The organism is Christensenellaceae bacterium 44-20, assembly GCA_041223705.1.
In the GTDB taxonomy this organism is placed as follows: domain Bacteria; phylum Bacillota; class Clostridia; order Christensenellales; family Christensenellaceae; genus QANA01.
Genome location: JBCLQU010000001.1, coordinates 185,186 through 209,417, shown reverse-complemented (window position 1 = coordinate 209,417; position 24,232 = coordinate 185,186). Strand labels below are relative to the sequence as shown.

23 protein-coding genes and 2 tRNA genes are annotated in these 24,232 nt (G+C 52.8%); 7 read left to right on the top strand and 18 right to left on the bottom strand.

Annotation, left to right across the window (positions count from 1 at the left end; all coding sequences use genetic code 11):
* Positions 1-4 precede the first annotated feature (4 nt).
* Positions 5-538 carry a hypothetical protein gene (locus AALG83_01100; GenBank protein ID MEY8381757.1) on the bottom strand — a complete coding sequence of 178 codons (534 nt, stop codon included), beginning with the start codon at positions 536-538 and terminating at the stop codon, positions 5-7.
* Between the two features lie 168 nt (positions 539-706).
* Here AALG83_01100 and AALG83_01095 point away from each other — a divergent pair, with 168 nt between their 5' ends.
* A complete protein-coding gene (locus AALG83_01095) occupies positions 707-1,933 on the top strand; it encodes a peptidylprolyl isomerase (protein MEY8381756.1) in 1,227 nt (408 codons plus the stop codon).
* A 44-nt stretch (positions 1,934-1,977) separates the two neighbouring features.
* Here AALG83_01095 and AALG83_01090 read toward each other — a convergent pair whose 3' ends face one another.
* Together AALG83_01090 and AALG83_01085 are read right to left on the bottom strand one after the other, a co-directional pair.
* Positions 1,978-2,772: a metallophosphoesterase gene (locus tag AALG83_01090; protein MEY8381755.1), complete on the bottom strand. Its 795-nt coding sequence runs from the start codon at positions 2,770-2,772 to the stop codon at positions 1,978-1,980.
* A complete protein-coding gene (locus tag AALG83_01085) occupies positions 2,772-3,605 on the bottom strand; it encodes an HAD family hydrolase (protein MEY8381754.1) in 834 nt (277 codons plus the stop codon). The genes AALG83_01090 and AALG83_01085 overlap by 1 nt, the downstream gene beginning before the upstream one ends.
* A 135-nt stretch (positions 3,606-3,740) precedes the next feature.
* Here AALG83_01085 and AALG83_01080 point away from each other — a divergent pair, with 135 nt between their 5' ends.
* Together AALG83_01080 and AALG83_01075 are read left to right on the top strand one after the other, a co-directional pair.
* Entirely contained in the window at positions 3,741-4,775 is a 1,035-nt protein-coding gene (locus AALG83_01080) for an aldo/keto reductase (protein MEY8381753.1), read from the top strand.
* A gap of 223 nt (positions 4,776-4,998) precedes the next feature.
* Entirely contained in the window at positions 4,999-6,435 is a 1,437-nt protein-coding gene (locus AALG83_01075; protein ID MEY8381752.1) for an SPFH domain-containing protein, read from the top strand.
* A gap of 59 nt (positions 6,436-6,494) precedes the next feature.
* Here the strand turns inward: AALG83_01075 and AALG83_01070 are convergent, their stop codons facing one another.
* From AALG83_01070 to AALG83_01045, 6 genes are all read right to left on the bottom strand, one after another.
* Complete coding sequence (locus AALG83_01070) at positions 6,495-6,710, bottom strand: helix-turn-helix transcriptional regulator (protein MEY8381751.1); 216 nt, start codon at positions 6,708-6,710, stop codon at positions 6,495-6,497.
* A gap of 12 nt (positions 6,711-6,722) precedes the next feature.
* Entirely contained in the window at positions 6,723-7,277 is a 555-nt protein-coding gene (locus tag AALG83_01065; protein MEY8381750.1) for a hypothetical protein, read from the bottom strand.
* A gap of 213 nt (positions 7,278-7,490) precedes the next feature.
* On the bottom strand, positions 7,491-8,375 hold the full coding sequence (locus tag AALG83_01060) for a DUF1848 domain-containing protein (GenBank protein MEY8381749.1): 885 nt from the start codon (positions 8,373-8,375) through the stop codon (positions 7,491-7,493).
* 55 nt (positions 8,376-8,430) lie between these two features.
* The gene (locus AALG83_01055) at positions 8,431-8,604 is read right to left on the bottom strand and encodes a hypothetical protein (protein ID MEY8381748.1); all 174 of its coding nucleotides are present in this window, start codon (positions 8,602-8,604) and stop codon (positions 8,431-8,433) included.
* Between the two features lie 41 nt (positions 8,605-8,645).
* Entirely contained in the window at positions 8,646-11,954 is a 3,309-nt protein-coding gene (locus AALG83_01050) for an FtsX-like permease family protein (protein MEY8381747.1), read from the bottom strand.
* Positions 11,955-11,998: 44 nt separating this feature from the next.
* Complete coding sequence (locus AALG83_01045; GenBank protein MEY8381746.1) at positions 11,999-12,700, bottom strand: ABC transporter ATP-binding protein; 702 nt, start codon at positions 12,698-12,700, stop codon at positions 11,999-12,001.
* Positions 12,701-12,869: 169 nt separating this feature from the next.
* Here AALG83_01045 and AALG83_01040 point away from each other — a divergent pair, with 169 nt between their 5' ends.
* Entirely contained in the window at positions 12,870-13,427 is a 558-nt protein-coding gene (locus AALG83_01040; protein ID MEY8381745.1) for a TetR/AcrR family transcriptional regulator C-terminal domain-containing protein, read from the top strand.
* A gap of 31 nt (positions 13,428-13,458) precedes the next feature.
* Here the strand turns inward: AALG83_01040 and AALG83_01035 are convergent, their stop codons facing one another.
* The 7 genes from AALG83_01035 to AALG83_01005 all read right to left on the bottom strand — a co-directional run bounded on the left by AALG83_01035 (position 13,459) and on the right by AALG83_01005 (position 19,519).
* Positions 13,459-14,946, bottom strand: coding sequence for a DUF1846 domain-containing protein (locus AALG83_01035; protein MEY8381744.1), 1,488 nt, complete (start codon positions 14,944-14,946; stop codon positions 13,459-13,461).
* A gap of 13 nt (positions 14,947-14,959) precedes the next feature.
* The gene (locus tag AALG83_01030; GenBank protein ID MEY8381743.1) at positions 14,960-15,553 is read right to left on the bottom strand and encodes a nitroreductase; all 594 of its coding nucleotides are present in this window, start codon (positions 15,551-15,553) and stop codon (positions 14,960-14,962) included.
* Positions 15,550-15,807: a TIGR03905 family TSCPD domain-containing protein gene (locus tag AALG83_01025; GenBank protein MEY8381742.1), complete on the bottom strand. Its 258-nt coding sequence runs from the start codon at positions 15,805-15,807 to the stop codon at positions 15,550-15,552. Before AALG83_01025 ends, AALG83_01030 begins: the two co-directional genes overlap by 4 nt.
* A 131-nt stretch (positions 15,808-15,938) precedes the next feature.
* Complete coding sequence (locus tag AALG83_01020; GenBank protein MEY8381741.1) at positions 15,939-17,030, bottom strand: hypothetical protein; 1,092 nt, start codon at positions 17,028-17,030, stop codon at positions 15,939-15,941.
* A gap of 105 nt (positions 17,031-17,135) precedes the next feature.
* A complete protein-coding gene (locus AALG83_01015; GenBank protein ID MEY8381740.1) occupies positions 17,136-17,966 on the bottom strand; it encodes a DegV family protein in 831 nt (276 codons plus the stop codon).
* Positions 17,967-18,054: 88 nt separating this feature from the next.
* Positions 18,055-18,531, bottom strand: a complete 477-nt coding sequence (locus AALG83_01010) for a YbaK/EbsC family protein (GenBank protein ID MEY8381739.1) — start codon at positions 18,529-18,531, stop codon at positions 18,055-18,057.
* 82 nt (positions 18,532-18,613) lie between these two features.
* Positions 18,614-19,519: a LysR family transcriptional regulator gene (locus tag AALG83_01005; protein ID MEY8381738.1), complete on the bottom strand. Its 906-nt coding sequence runs from the start codon at positions 19,517-19,519 to the stop codon at positions 18,614-18,616.
* A gap of 121 nt (positions 19,520-19,640) precedes the next feature.
* Between AALG83_01005 and AALG83_01000 the strand changes: the two genes are divergently transcribed.
* Entirely contained in the window at positions 19,641-20,861 is a 1,221-nt protein-coding gene (locus tag AALG83_01000) for an MFS transporter (GenBank protein ID MEY8381737.1), read from the top strand.
* A 359-nt stretch (positions 20,862-21,220) separates the two neighbouring features.
* Here the strand turns inward: AALG83_01000 and AALG83_00995 are convergent.
* Positions 21,221-21,297, bottom strand: a tRNA-Met gene (locus AALG83_00995).
* 248 nt (positions 21,298-21,545) lie between these two features.
* On the opposite strand from AALG83_00995, the gene AALG83_00990 reads away from it, so the two are divergent.
* Positions 21,546-22,325: a L,D-transpeptidase gene (locus AALG83_00990; GenBank protein ID MEY8381736.1), complete on the top strand. Its 780-nt coding sequence runs from the start codon at positions 21,546-21,548 to the stop codon at positions 22,323-22,325.
* Between the two features lie 214 nt (positions 22,326-22,539).
* Positions 22,540-24,006, top strand: coding sequence for an ATP-binding protein (locus AALG83_00985; GenBank protein ID MEY8381735.1), 1,467 nt, complete (start codon positions 22,540-22,542; stop codon positions 24,004-24,006).
* A gap of 141 nt (positions 24,007-24,147) precedes the next feature.
* On the opposite strand, the gene AALG83_00980 is transcribed toward AALG83_00985, so the two are convergent.
* Positions 24,148-24,224 (bottom strand) — tRNA-Met (locus AALG83_00980).
* Positions 24,225-24,232: the final 8 nt, after the last annotated feature.

Below are 24,232 nucleotides of genomic sequence, written 5' to 3'. Positions count from 1 at the left end.
TTACCTATTCTCCGCTCTTCTCGGCTTGCGCCTGCTTTTCCTCTATCATCTGCCTGCCCGCCCGAACGCCGTAGCACATGGCGCCCACGGCCTCATAGATCGCGCCAATGGCAAAATACGGCCACACACTGCCAAACTGCAAAAATACCTGCCGCACGCTGCCGCTCAGCGTATCAAAATAGGCCGCCAGCAAGTTGCCGTGATAGTAGGCGGCGGCATATGCGGGGAAGCTGCTGCTTGTAAAACCCAGGCTCTGCATATGGATGATGCCAACCGAAACCGCCGCGGCCAGAAAGCCCAGCAAAAACACGGTGGGCAGATAGACGGCGAAAAAGCCCTTCGCCTTTTTGCCGCCGAAGGAAAAATAGCCGTAGTAGACAAAAAGCGCCAGCACGAACCCGAAGCTCAGATGCAGATTGCCCCCCACAAAATAAGCCGTCATCACCCACATCAGAAACGCCAGAATGCCGCCCAGCACCGCGCCGCCCAGCCCCTTGAAGTAACCAGGGGCAGAGACTTTGTTTTCACCTTTTTTCATATGCATGCTCCAAAATTTTTCTTTCATCATATCCCATTTGCGTTTCTTTGTAAATTTCCTGGGCGCATCTTTTTTGCTTTGCCCCAGATTGTTTACAAATTCCATATATTTTCTAAAAATCAGGTATGGTAGAATAAGAACATGTTGCAAACGGAAAGGATGGAATTCATGAAAAAATTCTTAAGCATCTTGCTTGTGCTTCTCCTGTGCCTTGGCGCTTTTGCCGGCTGCAAAAAGCAGGAGAGAGGCGGAGTGATCGCAAAAGTCGGCAGCCGCGAAATCGCCTTCGACGACTTTTTGGATACGCTGGACTACTACGTCTACTATTTGAGCATCGATGCCAGCAGCGCCTCCTCCAAGGAGAGCGTGATGCAGCTCGCCCAGCAGATTCTGGACTCTATGGTGCTCAGCGAAGTCGTCTACGCCAAGGGCGAGGAGCTTGGATACTATGAATTTTCCGAGGAAGAGCGCGCGAAGATCGAGGAAAACGTCGCCTCGGAAATGAGCTCAGGCCGCCAGAGCATTGAGGCCTCTATCAAAGAGCAAAACCCCGATCTCTCTGAAGCGGATTTAGAGACGAAAGTCAATCTGGAAATGGCAAACCAGGGCTATATCGAAGAGGACTTCCGCTCCTATTACGAGGATTCGCTGGTCTACGATAAGGTGTTCGCGCATTTTACAGATGATATTTCCGTGCAGGAGCAGGAAGTGCGCGAGGAATACGACAGACTCGTGGAAGAGGCCAAAACCGGATATGCCGACGGCACTGCCAGCTTTGAGAACGACGCTCTCAGCGGCGGCGCCATCTACTATACGCCTGCCGGCTACCGCCGTGTCAAGCACATTTTGATCGGCTTTGATACCGAGACTTCCAGCAAGCTGAGCGAGCTGTATTCCGCCGGCGATCAAGCCGCCTATGATGCTTATCTGCAGGAAGCGCTGGCTGGAATCAAGAGCAAGGCGGAGGATGTGCGCGGAAAAATCAACGCGGACGGCTCGAATTTCGCGGATCTCATGAGCGAATATTCCGCAGATCCCGGCGCCGCCTATTACCCGGACGGCTACGTCGTGGGGCAGGAAAACTCCACCTATTATGAAGACTTCGTCAAAGGCGTATTCGCGCTAAATAATGTGGGCGACATCAGCGCCCTGGTCTCCTCCCCCAGCGGCTACCACATCATCCGCCTGGAGGAGATTTTGGAGGAAGGCCCGGCCAAATACGAGGATGTTCAGGCGACTATCTCTGCCTCCCTGCTGGAAACCAGAAAAAGCGACGCATTTTTCGAGATGTGCGAAACCTGGCGGGACGAGATGAAAGTCAAGACATATCCGGAAAAATACCAGGTCTATCTGGATAACTACTACGCCGATCTGGAGGCATCCGCCGCCCAGTAGGCAAGAAAAAAAGAGCGGGATAGCCCGCTCTTTTTTTGTTTATTTTATTCCGGCAGCAGCTCTGCCACGATGATCTGCGGGAAATTCAAAAGCCGCAGAGGAAATCCGCTGTTTCCAAGCCCCCGGCTGACGATCATGCGCGCCCTTCCCTTTTTGTGCATTCCCTTGCAGTATTTCGGGAAAAGCCCTTGGCCTGGGGCATAAACCCCGCCGCCCGGGAACCAGAACTGCCCGCCGTGTGCATGGCCGCAAAGCGCCAAATCGATGGCATAGCGGCTATAAGAAGGCTCGAAATAGTGCGGGAAATGCGCCAGCAGCAGCCGAAATTTTTCGCTTTGCTCCAGCTTCGCCAGCTGCTCTGCGCTTTTGCCGCCATAGCCAATTTCATCTACTCCAAGGATTGCCAGCCAGTTTTGCGCCATCTGCATCTCCCGGATCTGCTGCCGCAGGACGATGACACCGCAGGCTTGCAGCTGCTCTAAAATCTGCTCCCGATCCCGCCGGCCGTACTCATGGTTGCCGGGGCAGTAGACCACTGGCGCCAGCGCCGTCAGCTCCCGCATCAGATCATAGGCGGCATCCGTCTCCAGCCGGAAGCGATCCACCAAGTCTCCTGTGAAGGCGATGAGATCCGGCTTTTGCCTGCGCACCCTGCGCAGCAGACGGCGGTTTCCCCTTCCAAACTGCTTGGCGTGAAGATCCGAGAGGTGCACAATGCGCATGGGAGATGCGATGCGCGGATGGTGCAGCACATATTTTTTCTCCGTCAGCCAGTTATTCTGCGCCCAGAGGAAACCGCAGAGCAGCCCTGCCGCGCCGGCGAGAATCCCCCACTCCATTACGCCTCTCCCAGCGCAAACCGCTCGACTGCCACCGCCGCGCCGTCTTCCCAGACGGGCGGGACGATATGCTCGGCATATTCCAAAAGCGGCCCAGTCGCATTGCCGACGGCCACGCCAATGCCCGCCTCGGCCAGCATGGCGACGTCGTTTTCGCTGTCGCCAATGGCCAGCACTTCCTCTCTGTCAAAGCCCAGCATTTCGCGCAGTGTTTTGAGCGCGGTTCCCTTGGTCACGCTCTCATCCATCACTTCGATGGACCAGCTTCCCGAAAACACCACGCTCAGCCCGGGAATTTTTGCGATTTCCGCTTTCATGGGGGCAAGCTGTTCCTGCTCTTTTGCAATGATCAGGAATTTCGCGCCTTTGAGCCCTCTTTGCTCCACGGCTAAGGGGACATCCTCCGCCGTAATCAGCCGATCCCGCACGGTATCCAGGTATCTTTTCGCCGTTGCGTTTTCCTTGATCCGATTCATGGCATATTCATTGGCGACGATCTCCCGCTCGCAGTAGAGCTGGCAATATGCTCCGGGAAAGCGCTCCACAGCCTTTATGACGCTTGCCAGCACGGCGTTTGGCATCGTCCGGCAAAAGATAGTTTGCTCTTTGCGCAAGTCGTAAAGCTCTGCGCCCGTCATGCAGATGCAGTGCCGGATGCCGCCGATATGCTCCGCGATATGGCGCGCCTCAAATAGGCCGCGGCCCGTCGCCAGCGCGACGGTAATCCCCCGCTCCATTGCCCGGCGCAGCGTCTGCGTAACCCGGGGCGTGGGCATCGCGTGGGCGTTGATCAGCGTGTAATCGATATCCGATACAATCAGTTTAATGCTCATTTTATCTTCCTTTTCTCAAATTCTCTTCTCTTATGATACCCGACTTTTCCCCTCATTGCAACGAGAAAAGGCTTGACTTACAGCCCGCTTTAAGTAGTAAACTATAATTACTTTCTAGTTACGGAGGAAACGCATATGAGAAAAATCAGGCTGGGAAAGACCGAGCTTATGGTTACAAAAACTTCCTTTGGCGCATTGCCCATTCAGCGCGTGGATATGCAGGCGGCAAAGAGCATTCTGCGCAGCGCCTATGATGCGGGCATCAACTTCTTCGATACCGCCCGGGCATATACCGACAGCGAGGAAAAGCTGGGCGAGACGTTCAAAGGCGGGCTGCGCCAGAATATCATCATCGCCAGCAAGACCATGTCTACCGACCGCGCCGGCGCCGAGCGGGATATCGAGACCAGCCTGCGCAATTTGCAGACGGATTATATCGATATTTACCAGATGCACAATCTCCAGGCTCTGCAGGATCCGGACGACGATTCCACCGCGCTCTTCGCGCTGATGCAGGCAAAGAAAGCCGGCAAAATCCGCCATGTGAGCTTTACTGCGCACCGCCATGATATCGCCGAGCAGGGCGTTCGAAGCGGTCTGTTCGATACGCTTCAGTTCCCGCTCTCCTATCTCTCGGCAGACAGCGATTTGGAGCTGGTCGAGCTGTGCAAGGAGTATGATATGGGCTTTATCGCCATGAAGGCGATGTCCGGCGGGCTTTGCAGCAGCGCCAAGGCGGCTTTTGCCTACCAGCAGCAGTTCGATAATGTCGTCCCGATTTACGGCATCCAGCGCCAGCAGGAGCTGGATGAGTGGCTCTCCTATGAGCAGGCGCTGCCCGCCCTGGATGAAGAGCTTTTGGAGATCATCCAAAAGGAGCGCGCCGAGTTTGCCGGGGAGTTCTGCCGCGCCTGCGGCTACTGCATGCCCTGCCCGGTGGGCATCCAGATCCCGACTGTCGCCCGGCTGCATCTGCTCTGCACCCGCTCTCCCTATCAGAACTTCATCTCGGATGAATACTACAAGAGCTTGAAGGTCGTAGACGAGTGCCTGCATTGCGGCCAGTGCTCTTCGCGGTGCCCCTATCAGATGGATGTTCCCTCTATGATCCGCAAGCAGTATGATAAATATCTCGCTTTCTACGAAGAACATAAAGACGAAGTGAAATAATTTTCATACGAAAAGAGCCGCAGGCTGCGGCTCTTTTTCTATGGCAAAACAGAGTTTGCATGCGGCGTTTTTCTTTTTTGTAAACGCGCCGCATTTTTTTGCCGCACTACTCGACATTTTTTGCAGAAATGCTATAATAATGCTAACCCCCAGCGCATCATATGTTATATTATGGGGCGCCGCACTTTGCGGCGAAATTTTTAGTACCTATCAGGAGGAAAATATGTTTGATGATCTCGAGTTCCTTTGGCCAGTTCTGAGCATCGCAATTCCAGTTTTGCTCGTCTTTTTGCTTATTCTTCTTTGCTGGCGCAAAGTTCCGGCGGATAAAGCCATCGTCATTACGGGAATTAAAAAGCGCGTGCTTTCGGGAAGGGGCGGCATCATGCTTCCTATTTTCGAAACCAGCTGCGTCATCTCTCTGGAGAATATCTCCATGACGACTGACGTTACCGAAGCGCCTTCCAAGCAGGGCATCTTTGTGGACGTCGTGGGAACGGCTGTCGTCAAAGTGCGCAATGAGCGCGAGAGCATTTTAAAAGCGGTCGAACAATTCTGCAACGGCAACGCCGTGTCTACCAAAGCCGTCATCAGCGGCATGGTCGAGCAGATTCTGGAAGGCAAGCTGCGCGGCATCGTCTCTACGATGACTGTCGAGGAGATCAACTCCAACCGCGCCGAGTTTGAGCGCCGCACGGAAGAGGATATCAAAAAAGAGCTGGATGAGATGGGCCTTCAGCTGCTCTCCTACTCGATTTTGAAGATCGCAACCCAGGGCGGCTATCTGGAAAACCGTGCCCGTCCGCAGGTTGCCCAGTCCAAGGCGGAGGCGGAGATCGCCGAGGCAGAGCGCAAGCGCGATACGGATATTAAGACGGCCGAGGCTTCTCAGGAGGGCCAGAAAGTCAAACTGGCGGCAGACGCGGAGATCGCCCGGGCAGAACGCGATAAGCAACTGCGCATGGAAGGCTTCCGCGCCGAGCAGGACCGCGCCAAGGCAGAGGCCGACGCCTCCTATAAGATCCGCGAGATTCAGGTGCAGTCTGAGCTGGAGCAGCAAAAGGCCATTCTGGCAGAACAGGCTGCCATCACGGTAGAAAAAGAGCTGGTCGCGACTGTGGAAAAACCGGCCAATGCCCAAAAGCGCAAAACAGAGATCGAAGCAGAGGCAGATAAAATTAAGGCAATCCGCCAGGCCGAGGCGCAGGCGGAAGCCATTCGCATCGATGCCATGGCGCAGGCGGAGGCCCGCAAAATTCAGGCGCAGGCGGAGGCCGAAGCCATTCGGCTGACGGGCGAAGCGGAAGCGGAAGCCATCCGCGCCAAGGGTATTGCGGATGCTGATGCGAAAAACAAGCTGGCCGACGCTATGGCAAAATACGGCCAGGCGGCCGTCGTCGAGCTCATCATGGGCAACCTGCCGGCCATCATGCAGAATATCGCCAAGCCCATGGAGAACATCGATAAGATCACTGTCATCGATACAGGCGAAGGCAAGGGCGGCGCGGCAAAGGTTGCGCAGACTGTTACCAACATTGCAGGAGCTGGCTTTGAAACGCTCAAAGAGCTCACCGGGATCGATCTGGCAGGGCTCATCCAGGGAGCCGGAAATCCTCCGGCGCTTTCCAGCAAAGCCCCATCCCAGCCTGAACAGGAATAAAACAGGAAAAGCGGCATGGTCATATGGCCATGCCGCTTTTTTATGCGCCTTTCGCGGGATTATTCCCCATCCTTCTGAAATTCCAGAATATCACCGGCCTGGCATTCCAGCACCTCGCAGATCGCCGCGAGCGTGGAAAAGCGGATGGCCGTTACTTTGTTATTCTTGATTTTCGAAAGGTTGACATTCGAGATGCCCACCCGCTCGGCCAGTTCGCCCAGCGATATTTTTCTCTCAACCATCATTCTATCCAGCCGCAGCACAATTTTTCCCATTTATGCGCCTCCTTACAGCAGCCCGTCCACATCTTTTTCCAGCTCCACTCCATGCTGGAAAAACTGCGTCAGGCAAAGCACGATGATGCCCATAATCATCCCATCCATGCTGATGCTCATCTCCGTCGCTTCCGGCCCGAGCACCAGGCGGGCAATGATGCTCATCACAAAGCCGACTACAGGAATCCCGATGGAGAAAATGCCGATCTCTCTCATCATGCGGACGTTATCCTTCTGAAACGGCGTGCTGCCCTCGGATTTTTTGATGATCAGGTGCAAGTTCCGGAATATCATCGCCACCAGCGAAAAGATGATGATGGCTCCAACGGCAAAGAGGACAAAGCTCTTTGTATCCACTCTTCCATCCGAAATGGGAGCCACGATTTCAAAGCCATAGGTGGATAGCTCTACTTCCTGCCCCGCCGTATCCAGACCGACGAAATAGCCCAGCCACTGCGGCGCAGCTGTTATGCAGATTGCCGCCGCCAGCATGAGCGCCTCTGCGACCCAATGCGTAACTTCCAACACCTTCGTAACGACCTTCGCGAGTTTATCAATTCCTTTCACTTTTGCACTTCCTCCAACGTGATAAATTGCCATCGCATGCCTGGTGAGAATAATTTACCACTATATTTAATTTATGTCAATAATATTTTAATGTTTTACATTAAATTTTATATATAAAACATTAATATTCTTTTTCAGTGGTTTCCTGCCTACCGCCCTGCTCTTTGCATAAAAAAGGCACTCATGCCGAGTGCCCTTTTTCGCTTTGCCCTTCTATTTCCTTTCGCGCACAACGTCTCCCTCCGCAAGCCCGCCCAGCAAGAAGGGAGAATCTGCCCGGTGCTCCTTGGCCTGGCCGTCCCTTCTGGCATAGCAGTATTGGCAGCCTCCATGGCACGCGCCGTATGCCCCAATATCCACGCTGGCCGCACAGCCGCAGCTTTCCCGCTGGTTTTTATCCTTTTTTGCCTGAACTGGCCTTCCGGCAATGCGCGAAAGCAGGGCCGCATCAATGCAGCAGCCATGCCGGATCCCAAATTCGGATAGATCAGCCGGCTCGGCGCACGTCTCCAATTTCAAGTGATATGCCGCCGCGATCTCGGCCAGTTTTTCGGCCAATTCCCGCATCTGCTCCTGCTCCATGGGCAGAATGCCGCTTTGGTTCATGCGCTTTTGAATGCTGGGATAGAGATCGAGAAAGCTGAAAATACATTTTTCGGTATATCCCTCCAGCCGCTTGGCCATTTGCTCAAAATAGCGGATGTGGTATTCGGGTGAGTAGCGCTGGGAGAGAAAAATGGGATCATAGCGCCAAATCACCCGCTCTTTTCCAACCTGCTCGGACAGCCGCCGAAATACCGCAATGCCCTCCCTGCCCTTTTGCGGGATGCCCGGCTCGATTTCCTTCCCATAGGAAGTGAGCGTATACTGAAAATAGAACGGGTAGGCATCAAAAGCATTCAGGTGCGGCAGGAGCGGCGCCGGGTTTTTCGTCCAAAAGACGATCCCGTCCACATGCTCCGGCGTGAGCAGTATTTTGCTGACCTGGCGGCAGTTCATCGGGTTGCGCACCAGGGCATAGCCCTCTTCAAAGCGCTTTTTCAGCCAATCCGCGTAAAATGCCGGCAGATCCGTCCGCCGGCTCGCGCTGATAATCATAGTTCCTCCGCTTGCATAAAAAAGGTGCAGAATGCTCTGCACCTTTTTGCCGTTTTCAAATATCCTGCCGCTTCTTCTTATTCTCGCGCACAGCCCTGCAAACCAGCCAGCTAAAAACCCCAACGCCGGATAGAACGCACGCTGCCAGAAGCGCCGGAATCCCATAAAACATGAGCGCGGCAGGCAGAGCCATCGCAAAGCTTCGGCATAAATTGTGTTGTTTCGCCATTTTTCTGCCCTCCTAAACAGAGTATAGCATTCTTTTTCTGCTTAGTCCACAGATTTCAGCGATTCCACCATATCCACCTGCCGAATGCGGCGGTTGATGAAGATGCTCACCAGCCATGTGAAGAGCATGGTCAGCGCAGAGGCCATCAGATACCCGCCCAGGCTTACCGTGCGCCCCAACATGAGAATATCGACTTCCACCGTCTTTACCACATACTGATAGAGCACCAGCCCAAGCCCAAGGCCCAGAATGCACCCTATTATCGAGAGAATCAGCGTCTCCCGGAAAATATAGGCGTTGGTCTCCCCGGCGCGGAACCCCAGGACTTTGAGCGTCGCGATTTCCCGCACGCGCTCGCCCACGTTGATATTCGTCAGGTTATAGAGCACGATAAAAGCCAGCGCCCCGGCCAGGATGATGAGCACAAAGATGATGATATTGACGCTGTCGATGGAGCCCTTCACCGTCCCTATGATATCCGAAATGAGCGTGATCGTCGGCACCTGCCGGGAGAGCTCCTGCAGTTTCTGGATGGCGGCCTGGGTTCCCTCTGGGTTCGTCCGGGCGACCAGCTGGGTAAATTCGCATGGCCCCTCGGCCGCTCTCTCATATACCTTTGGCGAGACATAGATATAGTTGAACACATAGTTCTCGCAGATATCCGTTACGGTAAGCTCGAGCCCGCCGGCATCCGATGCCGTAACCGACTGCAGGCGCAGCGTATCCCCCGGTTTCAGATCCAGGTTTTCCGCCAGCTTTTCCGTGATGACGACGCTGTCCTCCCCAAATGGGATCTTCGCCTTATCCTGGCGGTGGCGCAGATCCACGAACTCGCTCAGCCGCTCGGGCTGCTTTGGAACATAGAGATAGGCCGTCATGGTGTAGCTTTCCTGCTGGTTGGTAACATTCATATTCTTGTTCATGATCTGCAGATAGCCATCAAACAGCTGCGGATCTTCCAGCGCATCTAAAAGCTCTCCGGAAATCTCCTGCTCCTCCAGCGTTGCCATGACGTCGAACCGGTAGATATCTTCAAACTGATCGCCCAAAACCGTGCTGACCGAATCCCGGGCGCCCATGGCCGTTACCAGCAGAGCCGTGCACCCCGCGACGCCCAGCGCCGTCATAATGAGCCGCCGCTTGTTGAGAAACAGGTTGCGCGCTGTCGTTTTGGCGGTGAAATTCAGCCTTTTCCAGAGGAAGGTGATGCGCTCCAGCAAAATGCGCTTGCCCGCCTTGGGCGCGCGCGGCTGCAAGAGGCGCGCCGGCACTTCAAACAGAGAGGCTTTGCAGGCGAGATAGGTCGCCCCCAGCGTGAAAAAGAGCAAGGCCAAAAGCGCCTGCAGTGCGATCCCAAGGTGGAAAGTGATCAGCATTTTGGGAAGCGAAAACACGATTCCATAGGCGTTCCAGATGATCTTTGGCAGAAAATACATGCCCAGCCCGATGCCCAGCGCAGATCCGAGCATCGTCGCCATCGCGGCATAGCAGAGGTATTTGAAGCCGATTTTCACATTGGAATACCCGAGCGCCTTATACGTCCCGATGATGACGCGCTCCTCGTCTACCATGCGCGTCATGGTCGTCAGCGCGACCAGCGCCGCCACCAGGAAGAACACCACCGGGAAAACCGTCTTGAGCTGGTTCATGCGCTCTGTGCTCGCATCAAAAAGCACGATGCTCTCGGTCATATCCCGATCCAGAAGGTACCATTCCGGTGCCGCAAGCTCTGTGATTTGCCGCTCGGCATCCGCAATCTGCCGCTCAGCCTCGGCAAGCTGAGCCTCGGCCTCGGCTTTGCCGTCCTGATACTCTCTTTCGCCGCGCCCCAGCTGCTCTTTCGCATCCGCGAGCTCTGCTTTGCCGCGCTCCAGCTGTTTCTTCGCGGCCGCAAGCTCTGCCTCTGCCTGGGCGAAGCCCTGCTCGGCATCGGCCTTTTGGCGCGCCAACTCGTTCTTTCCCTTTTCCAGCTCCAGGCTTCCAGCCTCCAGCGCCGCTGCCTGGCCATAGTATTCCTCCCAGGCCGCATCCAGCTCGGCCCGGCGTTCTGCCAGCTCCTTCTGCCCCTCCTGCGCCTTCTGCTCCAACAGCGCCTTGGCATCGGCCAGCTGCCGCATTTGCTCTGCATACTGCTGGCGCATGGCCGGCAGCTCGGGCACGCTTCCGCCCGCCGCCTCTATCTGCTCTGCGGCCGCGATCTGCTCTGCCAGGCGCTCCAGCTGCGCGCCCCGGCTTTCCAGCTTTTTGCGCTCCTCTTCCAGCTGCTTCTGACCTGCCGCGCTTTGCTCTGCAAAAAGCGCTTCATAGGCATCCAGCTGTTCCTTTGCCTGGGCCAGCTGGCCTTTGCCCTGCTCTATCTCCTGCTGAGACTGGGCAAGCTGCTGCTCTGCCGCGGCAATCTTCTGCTGATATTCCGCCCTCTGCTCCACCAGCAGGAGCACGCCCTGGTCATATTCCCTCTGGCCGTCCCGCAGCTTATTCTCGCCTTTTTCTATCTGCTCTCTGGCATCCTGCAGCTGTGCCTCCGCCTCGGCCAGCTGTTCATCGGCCTCGGCCTTGCCGTCCGCATATTCCTGCTTTGCATCCAGCAGTTCTTCGTTTGCTTCCTGCCGGATCTCCTGCAGGCGAATCTCTTTTCGCTCATCCGCCAAAATTTCCAGCCGCGCCTTGCCGTCCGCGATCAAATCGTGGTATTCCTGCCCAAAGCTATCCAGCTCTTTGGCGCCCTCTATGCTCACATAGACATCGGTATACACTTCCGCGGCAAAGTTTTCCCGCCGGACATACGCGGCATAATAGAGCGTCCCGTTGCCTTTATCCGTCGTGCCCAGGGTAAAGGAGAGATAGTACGGCGATTCCACAAACCCGACGATCTCGTATTCCAGGCAGCCCAGCATATTGTCCAGTTCGCCGCCCTCGTTTTGGACGAGAATGCGATCGCCAATCTGCTCATTATCGATCTCAATGGCTTTTTTTACCAGCACGCACTCGCCCTTTTTCTCGGGCCAGCGGCCCTCTACCAGCACCGGCAGATTCATATCGTCCTCCGCCATGCGCGCGGGATCATCCGGAAGGCCATGCAGGCGGAGGGTGTAATCCGTGCCGCCGATACTGGCGACCACATCTGCGCTGTACGTCGCGAACACGCCGCGCACGCCCTCTTCCCGGCGTATTTGTTCAATATCGCTTTCTGTGAAGCCATAGGTCGAGAGCAGGCGGAGATCCATCAGGTTTTGCCGATCAAAGTAGTCGTCTCCCGTCTGCCACATATCCGGCGCGACGGCCGCCAGCCCGGAAAACACGCCTGCGCCCAGAGCCGTGATGGCAATGATGGATAAAAAGCGACTCATCGAGCGGCGGACCGAACGGAAAATATCCTTGAAAAATGCGCTCATTACCACTCGATCCTTTCCGCGGATATGGGGCTCTCATTGATTCGCATATCCGTTATTTTTCCACTGTTGACTTGTATGACGCGATCGGCCAGCGCAGTAAACGCCTGGTTGTGCGTGATAAGGGCTACCGTCTTTTTACTGTTTTTGCAGGTATCCTGCAATAGTTTTAAGATCGCCTTGCCCGTCTTATAGTCCAGCGCGCCCGTCGGTTCGTCGCAAAGAAGCAGCTTTGGGTTCTTTGCCAGCGCCCGGGCAATGGCGACTCTCTGCTGCTCGCCGCCCGAAAGCTGCGCCGGGAAGTGCGCCATGCGGTGCCCCAGGCCAACCTGCTCCAAAACCTGTTCTGCCGGCAGCGGCTCTTTGCAGATCTGCGCCGCCAGCTCCACGTTTTCCCGCGCCGTCAGGTTTTGCACCAGGTTATAGAACTGAAAGACAAACCCAATATCATAGCGGCGGTATTCGGTCAGCTGTCTTGCGGAATAATGGCTGATATCCTGCCCTTCAATTAGAATGCGCCCTTCCGTGCAGCTATCCATTCCGCCGAGAATATTGAGCAGCGTCGTCTTTCCCGCTCCCGAAGCGCCCACAATGACGACGAACTCTCCCTGCTCCATAGTAAAATCAACGCCATCCAGAGCTCTCGTCTCCACTTCTCCCTGGCGGTATATCTTGCTCACATTCTGAAATTCAACAAATGCCATAAAACTGTCTCCCTTCTTCTGCTTGACATTCTGTTCTACAATTGTATACTAATACTACAAGTATTGAAAAAAGTGTAAGAGAGAAATGCAAATTCGTCAAGGTTCAATTACTCTTCATTTGTATAATATTCTATAGAATAGATAATTCAGTAGAAAACTGGGGGCTCATATGGCTAAAAAGCAGGATCTTCGCATTCGGAAAACACACAAATTTCTTTATGCCGCACTTTTCGATCTCATGGAACAGAAACCGTTTAACGAGATCAGCGTAACGGATATTTGCCAAAAAGCCATGGTGCACCGAACAACCTTCTACAACCACTTCGAGGATAAATATCATCTGCTGCGCTGTGCCATCGAATCCATGCAGGAGGAATTTATCTCGCAGATTTCCCGCAGTGAGGAGCCCCACGCCTTCTACCTGGCGATGATCGATCAGGTTCTGGATCATCTATATGAAAACCGAATGGCATATTCGCGCATGCTGCGGGCCAACCGCGGCGGGGACATCACGAGAGTATTCCATAAAAATATCGTACAACTCCTTTTGGACGATTTTAACCATTTTCCCAAAAACAGCCTGCGCCACCCGGCCGAAATTCCCGCCGAAGCGCTGGCCGAATTTTACACCGGCGCGTTTTTCTCTTTGGCAAGCTGGTGGCTGGAGCACGATACTTCCATCCCAAAAGAAGAACTGCGGCGCTATGTGCACGAACTGCTGCAATAGTGGCGCAAACCAAAAAAGCTAGAGCGTTGCTCTAGCTTTTTTGGTATAGTTTGTTCGTCTCATATTTTGGCTCGCAGGTCAGGTTGACGCCCAGCTTTCGGAAGACTCCCTCATCCACAGAGGAGAGCAGCACCGTCGAATGCGCTTCCAGGCCCTTTAGTTTCGGGATTTGCTGCAATGCCAGCTCGGCGTTCGGGTCTGCCGCGGCGCAGATGGAAAGGGCGATAAGCGTCTCATCCATATGCAGCCTGGGGTTGCGGTTGCCAAGGCACTTTGTTTTGAGCCGCTGAATGGGCTCGATGACCTCCGGCGAGATGAGCAGCAGCTCATCCGGGAGCCCGCAAAGGGCTTTGAGCGCATTGAGCAGCAGCGTCGAGGATGCGCCCAGCAGAGCCGATGTCTTGCCGGTGATAATGCGCCCATCCCCCAGCGCGATTGCCGCCGCCGGGCCCTGGGTCAGCTCGTCCTTGTTCAGCGCCGCCGCCACAACCCTGCGATCGGATGCGTTCGTGCCGGCCTGTTCCATGAGCAGGGCGATTTTGTCGCCGAGATCCTCCTCTACGATGCCTTTGCGGCGATCGCAAAGCGCGGCATAATAGCGCCGGATGATCTCCTGGCGCGCCGCGGCTTTGACGGTTTCATCATCCGTAATGCAGAATCCCGCCATATTCACGCCCATATCCGTCGGCGATTTATAGGGCGAATAGCCCAAAATGCGCTCAAACATGGCGCTCAGAACCGGGAAAATCTCGACATCCCGGTTATAGTTGACGGCCGTCTTGCCGTATTCCTCCAGATGGAACGGGTCTATCATATTGACGTCGTTCAGGTCTGCCGTGGCCGCCTCATAGGCGATATTGACCGGGTGCTTGAGGGGAATATTCCAGATGGGGAAGGTCTCGAACTTGGCGTATCCCGCCCGGACGCCCCGCTTATGCTCGTGATAGAGCTGGGAAAGGCAGGTGGCCATTTTGCCGCTGCCCGGCCCCGGCGCCGTTACGACGACCAGCGAGCGCTCTGTCTCGATATAGTCGTTTTTGCCATACCCTTCGTCGCTGACGATTTTCTGCACGTTGGAGGGGTAGCCATCGATGGGATAATGGCGGTAGACCTTGATCCCAAGGCTTTGCAGCCGCTTCTGGAAAACATCCGCAGCGCTCTGCCCCTGATAGCGCGTGATGACCACACTGCCCACATAAAGCCCGATGGAACGGAACGCATCCGTCAGCCGCAGAATATCCGCATCGTAGGTGATGCCGAGATCACTGCGGACTTTGTTTTTCTCAATATCCGCCGCATTGATGACAAAAACAATTTCAGCCTGGTCCTTGAGCTGAAGCAGCATCTTGACTTTGCTATCCGGCGCAAACCCCGGCAAAACCCTGGAAGCGTGGTAATCGTCAAAGAGCTTGCCGCCAAATTCCAGATAAAGCTTGCCGCCAAACTGCGCGATCCGTTTGCGGATCTGCTCAGATTGCAAATGCAGGTATTTTTCGTTGTCAAATCCAGTGCCCTTCATATTTCCCCCAGTTTTATCCAATTCGAGTAATTAGGTTGCCCGTCCGCTTCAGCGGCGGCAATTCTTTTTTCATCGCGCTGTATCCCATGCTCAGGCTGCCGCAGGGAATCTCCTTTTCCCCAAGGCCCAGGCCCCGCAGATATTCCAGCATGACGCCATCCTCATTCAGCCATTTGAGATTGTTGATATAGCATGTCCCGATACCCAGCGACTGCGCGGCGATCATCATGTTTTGGATGACGCATGCGCTGTCTGCCAGGTGGTTATTATGAGCATATTCCCTCTGGTTGGCCACGACAACAAACGTCGGCGCGCCATAGGTGAAATCCCAGTAGCCCTTCCGCGCCCGCTCTATGGCCGAGCGCAGGCTTTGATAGGTGCGATCGTCGTATTCCAGCAGAGCCAGGCGCTGCACGGCCAGCTCTGTCATCTCGCGCAAAATTTCGGAGGACTGTATCACCAAAAGATGGCTTGTTTGAATGTTTCCGCCGCTGGGCGCGGCGCGCCCTGCCTCCAGGATTTCCTGTAGCAGCGCTTCAGGCACCTGCCTTTGCTCAAATTTGCGGATACTGCGCCGGCTCATGATGGCCGCAATCGTCTCATTCATGCTTTTGCGCGCTCGGCTAAGGCCTGCTCCAGCGCAATTGAGAGCTGATCCGGGCAGGAGGTCGCCTTAGGGCCGCAGTGGATGCCCCGAAGCCTCCCAATCGCCTCTTTTGCATCCATGCCTTCTACCAGCCGGATGATTCCCTGCAAATTGCCGTTGCAGCCGCCCGCAATGCGAACTGCTTTTATCTTATCGCCGTCCAGCTCAATTTCCATTCTGGATGAGCAGACGCCTTTTGTGTAGTATGTGTACATCGCGTTTCCCTCCTCGCATATTCTTTTTTATTTTACCGGGATTCTACTTTTTTTGCAACCCGCTTTTGAGGCCGCTCTGCCCGTTTTTGCCGCAAAAGAAAAGCCGGAAGCGCGCTTCCGGCTTTTTTGGTCTATTTTTCCTGCCCCTTTTTCCGCTTGCTTTTCTCCCATACTGCCCAGGCCAGCCCCGCAGCCACCAGGACGCCAATCAGAACCCATCCCAGCCAAAGCAAATTTCCGTTTCCGCCTGCCTTGCCCACATCCGAGGCATAGTTATAGTTCTCCGCCTGCCCGGCATCCTGCGCTAGAAGCGAACTATCATATTCGATGAGGTAGCCCGTGCACTGGTGATTTCCCGCGGCCGAGCGCAGACCATGCCGGCCGTCGTCTTCCTTCTGGTAGTTGATACTGTAGTGCAGATAATTGCCGTAGCGCGGCTCTGTCTCCGCGATGCGCGCATATTCTACCTTCTCGGATGTCGCCTCGCCTTTTTCATCCATCCAGTACCAGCCGTCTTCCACATAGATGGCTCCAATCGTCGCGCCAAATTTCAGAACTTCCCAAAGGAAGTTGTCCGTCGCCTCATCCGGAACCCGGGCAGGCTTTCCCTGCATCCCGCGGTACGTTACATACTGGGCAAGCTGGCCCAGCCTTTCGCTGTATCCGCGCACCACCGGGTAGACGCCCTCCGTCTGCACGAAAGTTTCCATATCCATATGCCGCACGGGCAGCGCACAGCACGGCGAGAAGAAAATCTCGTAGTAGGTATCGTTGGCGGCGAAGTAAAACACCTGGCGATACAGCTTTTCGCCTGAAAGATTAAAATAGACCTGAAGCTCCTCGGTTTGCTCACCCTTCAAGAAAGCGAGCGACCGCAAAAAAGCCTCAATCTCCTCCGCATCAGCTTTGCTGGGATCCACATCAAAGCTGAGCATGGCGTGCGAAGTCAGCGCCTCATTGGCAGCAATCCCTTCCGGCAGTTCTTCGGGCGCAACCAGCGCATCGCCCTGCCTCATCTGATCGGCAAAAGAGATCTGAATGCCCAGTACCGGCCCGCCGGAAAGCTCCAGCTTTTCAAACCGATAGCTCCCATCCTCTTGTTTTTGCGCCTGCCCGGCCTTTATGAAGATCTCCTGCTCCTCAGCCTGCGCAAAAGCGCTCATGGGCAGCCCTGCCAGCAGGATGGCAGCAAGCAGCAGGCAAATCACTCTGGTTTTTCTCATGTTTCCCCTCCCTCCTTTCTCCTATCATATCCTGTTTTTTGCCGCATTGCAATTGCCGAAAAATAAAAAGACGGCAGGCTTCTGCCTGCCGTCTCTCGTCTCTGCTTAGAAAGCCAAAATGACGCCCTTCTCATTGGCATACATGGAGCTTAGCCCTCTTGTGGACACAACCAGCACTTCCGCAAAGGAATACCGCTCTTCCAGCAGCTTCTTGAGCCGCATGGCGAAGGGCTCGTTGTTGCAGTGCGTGATCACAGCCGTCTGCCCATCCGTCTCCACTTCGCTCTCCGCTACCGTGCGCGCCATCTTTTCGATGGACTGCTTCTCGCCCCGGGCAATGGAATACAGCGCGATATTCCCGTCGCCGTCCGAGCCCAAAAGCGGCCGGATGTTGAGCGCCGAGATAATGCGCCCTTTGATTTTGCTCATTCTGCCGTTCTTGATGAGGTTTTCCAGATCCTCCAAAACAAAAAAGGTTTTCATGCGTTTGATAAAAGCCTCGACGGAAGTGATGATCTCTTCCTTGGTTTTGCCCAGGGCGATGAGCGCCCGGGTTTTGATGGCAACCAGGATTTCCCCGGCAGACGCACTCTTGGAATCGAACACATGCACATCCCCGCCCTGCTCTTCGGCCAGATTCTTCCCCACCACCGCGCTGGCATAGGAGCCGGAGAGGTTTCCGGAAAGCGTAATGCCAAAGGCTTTTTCCGCCGTCAAAAAGCCGTCGCGGTATCGCTCGGGCGAAGGGGCGGCAGAGGTGGGCACGCCGGAAAATGAGCGCATCTGCCTCATATATTCAGGCAAATCCAGCGCATCATCATCGATAAAATGTTGTTCCCCCAGCGTCAACGTCAGGGGAGCTGTTACCACGCCCAGCCTTTCACGCAGCTCCGGCGTCATATCGCAGCTGCTATCCGCAACGATCGCATATTCCATGGGCACTCCTCCAATGTTATTTTACAATAGACTTGTAACAATTATTTTAACAAATCTACATGTGTATTGCAATGAACAATCTATAAACTTACACTTCCTGCCATCCTTTGCCAACATTCACCCATTTTCTCGCCATGCTGCATTCCTCCAGCATGGGGATGCTCAGCTCAATGGCGCTGTTGCTGCTGCCGCAGGCGGGAAAAACCGTCTCGAACCGCCGCAGAGATTCATCTAGATAGACTTGCACACCCTCGTTTATGCCAAAGGGGCAGACGCCGCCCACAGCATGGCCGATCAGCCGCTCCGCATCAGCAGGCGCCAGCATCTTGGCCTTGCACCCAAATTCCGCCTTAAATTTGGGATTATCGATTTTCGCATCGCCCGCCATCACAATGAGGATGCATCCTTCCCCCAGTTCAAAGGAAAGCGTCTTGGCGATGCGCTTTGGCTCACAGCCCAGCGCCTGCGCCGCCAGATCTACCGTTGCGCTGGAGACGTCAAACTCCAGTATTTTATCCGCCAACCCAAATTTACTCAAATGCTCTTTTGCCTTTTGCAGCGACATCTCGTTTCATCCCTTTCGTATTCTGATCAAAAGCCGTTATCAGCATACTCTTTTTCAAAACAGCTTGTCAAGTTTTCCCATTTCATGCGCCAATGGGATGCAGCCAGGAAATGCCCTGGTATTGCCGCACGGCGCTGTGCATCTGCTCCAGCAAAACCGCAGTCTCCTTGGGCAGCTGATGCGCCGGATGCGTCAGCAGATAGATGATGCGATCCGCCGGCCCTTCCTGCAGCGCGCATTGGCGCACAGTCTTTTTCTTGCAAAGCGCCTCCGCGATGGAGACGGGCACGACCGCCCAGCTGCCCGGCACTTCCAGCAGCTGCTCCAAAATCAGCGTATCGTCGATATAAATCCAGGGTAGCGCCTGCGCGCCGAACCAGTATTCATGCCACTGCGTGAACTGCGGGCACCAATCCAGCTTAATCTCATGCCCAACGTCCAGCTGCCTGGGCGAGACGCTGCCCTGATAGCTGCTCTCGCTGTTGCAGACCAGCGTCATCCGCTCCTGAAACAGCGGCGCCGTCAGCACGCGCCCAGCATACATGGTCGTGCCGATAAAGCCGATCTGCGCCTGCCCGCTTTCCACCCGATGGTAAATATCATAAGAAGGGCAAGTGCTCAGCGAGATATAGCGAGACTGGGTCTGCTCCATAAACTGCTGATAAACGCGCGGCATAAAATACATGTTGATGCTGGAAATGGCCGCGATATGGATGGGCTTTCTCTCCTGCCTGGCGCCGATATACCTGCTCTCTTTCCATAGATTCTGCCATTTTTCCGCGATGGGGATAAACTGCTTGCCCGCATCCGTGAGCCGAATTTCCCGCACTCCCTTGCCCCGCAGGACAAGCCGCTCCCCAAGCTCCTCCTCCAGCGCGTGGATGCGGTTGCTTAAAGTCGGCTGTGTAATAAACAGTTTCTGCGCCGCCCTGGTCATAGAGCCATTTTGCACGATGGCCAAAAACCCTTCTATCTCTGCATAATTCATGAAAATACCCAAGTAATATAAATTTTCTTTATATTATAAGATAAAAAAATCAATTTTACAAATATTTCCCATCCTTTATACTATGATTGAGATTATATTGCAGGAATGAGGGGAACTTTGCATGAAAAAACCGCATTACGGCTGGGTCATCTGCCTGGGCTGCACTCTGCTGCTCTTTACCACTATGGGACTAATCGCGAATGTGTTCTCGGTCTATCGGCCCTATATCATCGCACAGCTGGGATTTTCCAATACGCAGTGCGCCATGATCACGACCATCCGCTGTATGTTTTCCCTCATCGCCATGTGCTTTATCCGGCCATTTTATCAGAAATTCAATATCCGGCTGGGAACGGGCATCGCCATTCTCATTTCGGTGTTTTCCTTTGTTCTGTTTGGCCTCTCCAAATCCATTGCAGGCTTTTATACCGCCGCCGCTTTCGCCGGCATCGGCTACGGCCTTGGGACGATGTTCCCCATCTCCCTAGTCATCGACCGCTGGTTTGCCCGCAAAAAGGCGCTGGCGCTGAGCATTTGCAGCATTGGCTCGGGCATCGCCTCCATCATTTTCCCTTCTATCATCACATCCATTATCGAAAAGAACAGTATGCAGGCGGCCTTTTTCCTACAGGCCGGGTGTATGCTGCTTCTGGGCATTCTCATCTTTTTCCTGCTGCGCAACGACCCTGCCCAGATGCATCTGGCGCCATACGGCCTAGAGCATCAGGAGGAAGAGGCAAAAGTGCTCCGGCCCTCCTCCCCGCCCCTGAGCAAAAAAAGCTGGGTTTTGCTGGGCCTGTTCGTCATTTTATTCAACGCCGTCTCCTCCTCTGGGGACAGCAACATCACTTTGCTGTTTACGACAGAGGGATATTCGCCCATGACCGTCGCCTTCGCGCTCTCGCTGTTTGGCCTGCTTCTCTCCGTGGGCAAATTCCTCTATGGCTGCATCACAGATCGCCTGGGCACCTACCGCTCCAATTATCTGTTCGGCGCCTGTATCATCCTGGGGCAAATCCTTTGCTGTTTTGCCTTTACGCAGAGCAGCAGCGTCCTGTTCATCTCTATGGTGCTTCGCGGGCTGGGGCTCCCGCTCTCCACAGTCGGCTTCTCCATGTGGGCGCTGGATTTTTCGGATTCCCGCAGCTACGGCGTCGTCTTACAGCGCATTCAGCTCTTCAGCCGCATCGGTTCACTGCTGTTCGAATCTTTCCCCGGCATCTTGGCAGATATCACCGGCAGCTATCTCCCGGCATACCTCTGCTATGCGGTGTTCAGCGTTGTTTCCATCCTCGGGGTTCAGGGGATCTACCTCTCCCGCCGCAAGCAGACCGCCGCATAGATCAAAACTAAATAACTATCAAAGCCCCTGGCGTATGGCGGGGGCTTTTGTGCGCGGACAAGGACAAATAAGAAATAGAACAAAGCGCGCTTTGCCCTGATGCCAAACTTGAACTGCGCTTTACTCCAGATAGATTGAGGTAAAACTGCAAAAGCTGGCAGTAAACCGCCGAGAGAGCGCTTGCAGCCGAGCTATTTCCCAAACGCGCCGCAGGTGCGCTGCCCGCAAAAAAGTGGCAGATCAGCGAAAGGCAAAAGCCCAGCGAGGGATAAACAGATGCTTTTTTCGGAATGAAGAGCAATTAAAAATCCCGCTCGGTTGATCCGAACGGGATTGTGATCGCGAAATCCATCGCGATATGGTAGCGGCGATCTGACTCGAACAGATGACCGACCGGGTATGAACCGATTGCTCTAGCCAACTGAGCTACGCCGCCAAACTCAAATTCCTTATCTATTATATCCGTTCTCCCCCCTAAAGTCAAGCATTGTCCAAATAAATTTTGCCATTTTCTGCATCCTCATATTCTCCCCTCGTATTTAAAAATTTTGAGTATGTCAGGAAATATTTGAGACTATCATGCAACTATTTTCTTTTTTGGGAGACAATAAGAAAAAATCATCACAAGACAGGTGAATCAATATGAAATTGAGACAAATAGTTTTAGGTGCATCGGCATTTCTGATGCTTATCATAGCAGCTGGCTGTTCGGCGAAAAAGCCGATCCCTTCACCCAGCGCGCCCGCGGCCTCACCCGGGCAAGCCAACCCGCAAAGCGCGGCTCCAACCCAGGCTCCAAAGCCCTCTCCCTCGCAGGAGCGGACGTTCGCCGAACTGGCGCCGACCACGAGAATGGAATTTGCCGAGCTGGTTGGGGACAATGGTATCGACGAAATCCCGGAAAAATTCCCGGAAAAAGGGACGTATAAGCTCGTCGTAGATATTTACCATCAGGTTGTAATTGCCTACTCCAAGGATAATGCCGGGGAATATACTGTTCCCGAGCGCTATATGCTCTGCACCACCGGCTCAGAAAAAACGCCCACCCCCACCGGGACATACGAAGCCGATGACGACCGCGTGCGCTTTCAAAAATTCCAGATAGACGACGTATACGCGCAGTACTGGACGCAGATCACCGGAGAGATCTATTTCCACTCGATTCTGTATTCCGCAGAAGATGCCTCGGAATATACCGTCGGCTCTTATGAAAAGCTCGGCACCCGGGATTCTCATGGCTGTATCCGCCTGCTCGTCCCGGATGCAAGATGGATTTTCTACCATATCGCCCCAGGGACAGAGATTGAGATTCGCGAGGGCTCGGAAGACGACAGCGCTTGCGCGGATATCAAAGAACAGCTCACCATTGCGCCGCTTCCAGAAGAGCGCCCCAAATTGGAGCCTGGGAAAACGCCTCAAACAGATACCTGGAGCATCGAAGATCTGAAAGAATCTCTTGGCTAAAAAGAGCCCTTGCCTTGGCAGGGGCTCTTTTATTTCCGCTCAGCCTTTTCTCTTTTTATAGGAAGCCGCACATAGCGCCTTATAAAAATTCTGTCAGATGCAACAATCAGAGAGATACTTGACATAAAAAATTAAGCGTCCATTTACTCTTCCATATATCTTCTAGACTTTTGGTTATGATATAATATTTTTAGATTAAAATATAGGAGAAAAAATGAGTACACCTATCAAGAACCAACTTACAAAGCAGGAAGTTGACCAAATACTTCAATTAGAAGAAACTTGGGTGATGGATAAAAAGGGAAAAAATATTACTCCAGCTAAGCTTTCGCATACTGTATCAGCTTTAGCAAATACAGATGGTGGAGAAATATATGTTGGCTTAAGTTCCTGCCAAGAAAAAACAAATTATAATTGGGACGGATTTACACATATCGAAGAGTGTAATCAAATTCTCTCAGTTATTAGTAACTTGGGCATGGAACAGGACGAATGCGTTTTCGAATTTCTTTATTATCAGAAAAGCATTGTATTACATATTATTATTCAAAAGACACAAAAGCCTATCTATGCAACTAATAGAACACTATATAGAAGGGTAGGCGCCCAAAATATACCACAAGAAACTCCTGAAAAAATTCGTCAAATTGAATATGACAAAGGTATACGGTCATATGAAGATGAAATGACATCTTGTACTTATGATATAATTAAAAATTCATCAGTATTGCATGATTTCTCAAAAGCCATTGTCCCCAAAAGTAACACATATGATTTTTTAAAGAGGGAATTTCTAATTAACCAAGATTCGAAAATATCTGTGGCCGGAGTTTTATTATACCTTGAAAATCCCCAATCTGTTCTACCAAAGCATTCCGCAATTAGAATTTTAAGATATAAATCAGATCTTAGAGAAGGAAGCAGAGATACCTTAGATGATCGTTTCCCAATTTCAATCGAGGGTGATTTATACAGCTTAATATCATCTGCCGTAAAAAAAACTATAGAAATAGTAGAAGAATCCGATGTTATTGGTGCATTAGGCATGGAGGCTAAAAAATATCCAGAAATAACTTTACATGAAATAATAACAAATGCGGTTTTGCATAGAGATTATAGTATAGCAAGTGATATACAAATAAGAATTTATACTAATAGAATTGAAATTGAAAGCCCAGGAAAATTGCCTGGCCATATTACAATAGATAATATTTTAAAAGAACAGTATTCAAGAAATGGAAAAATTGTTAGGCTGATTTCAAAATTTCCTCACCCTCCGAATAAAGATGTAGGCGAAGGTTTAAACACAGCATTTGATGCTATGGCTAAAATGAATTTAAGAAAGCCCATTATAAAAGAAAAGACGAATAGTGTTCTGGTAATAATACAACATGAACGATTAGCAGACCACGAAACTACTATTTTAAATTACTTAAAAGATCATGACTCTATAAATAATGCGGAAGGTCGCAAAATAACAGGTATTGCTGATACTATCAAAATGAAAGATGTCTTTACGCGCCTTAGAAAACAAGGAGCTCTAGAAATGATTCCCGGGTTAAAAGGGAATCAGTCTAGATGGAGATTAGTAAAAAACCATTCAAATAATCTTTCTATAGAAAAAGATGCAAATGGAATGGCTAGACCAGAACAACTAACTTTTTTTGATATGCTTCAATAGAGTCTTGCAAATAAGTAACTATCGCTTATTCTTATAATTTTAATAGGAAGATGAACGGAGAAAAATTTCTGATTTTAACGAAATGAAATAACTCAGAACATAATAAAAGACCGCAAACACCTTGTTTGCGGTCTTTCTGTGTGGTTGCGGGGGAAGGATTTGAACCAACGACCTCCGGGTTATGAGCCCGACGAGCTACCAAGCTGCTCTACCCCGCGTTATTATC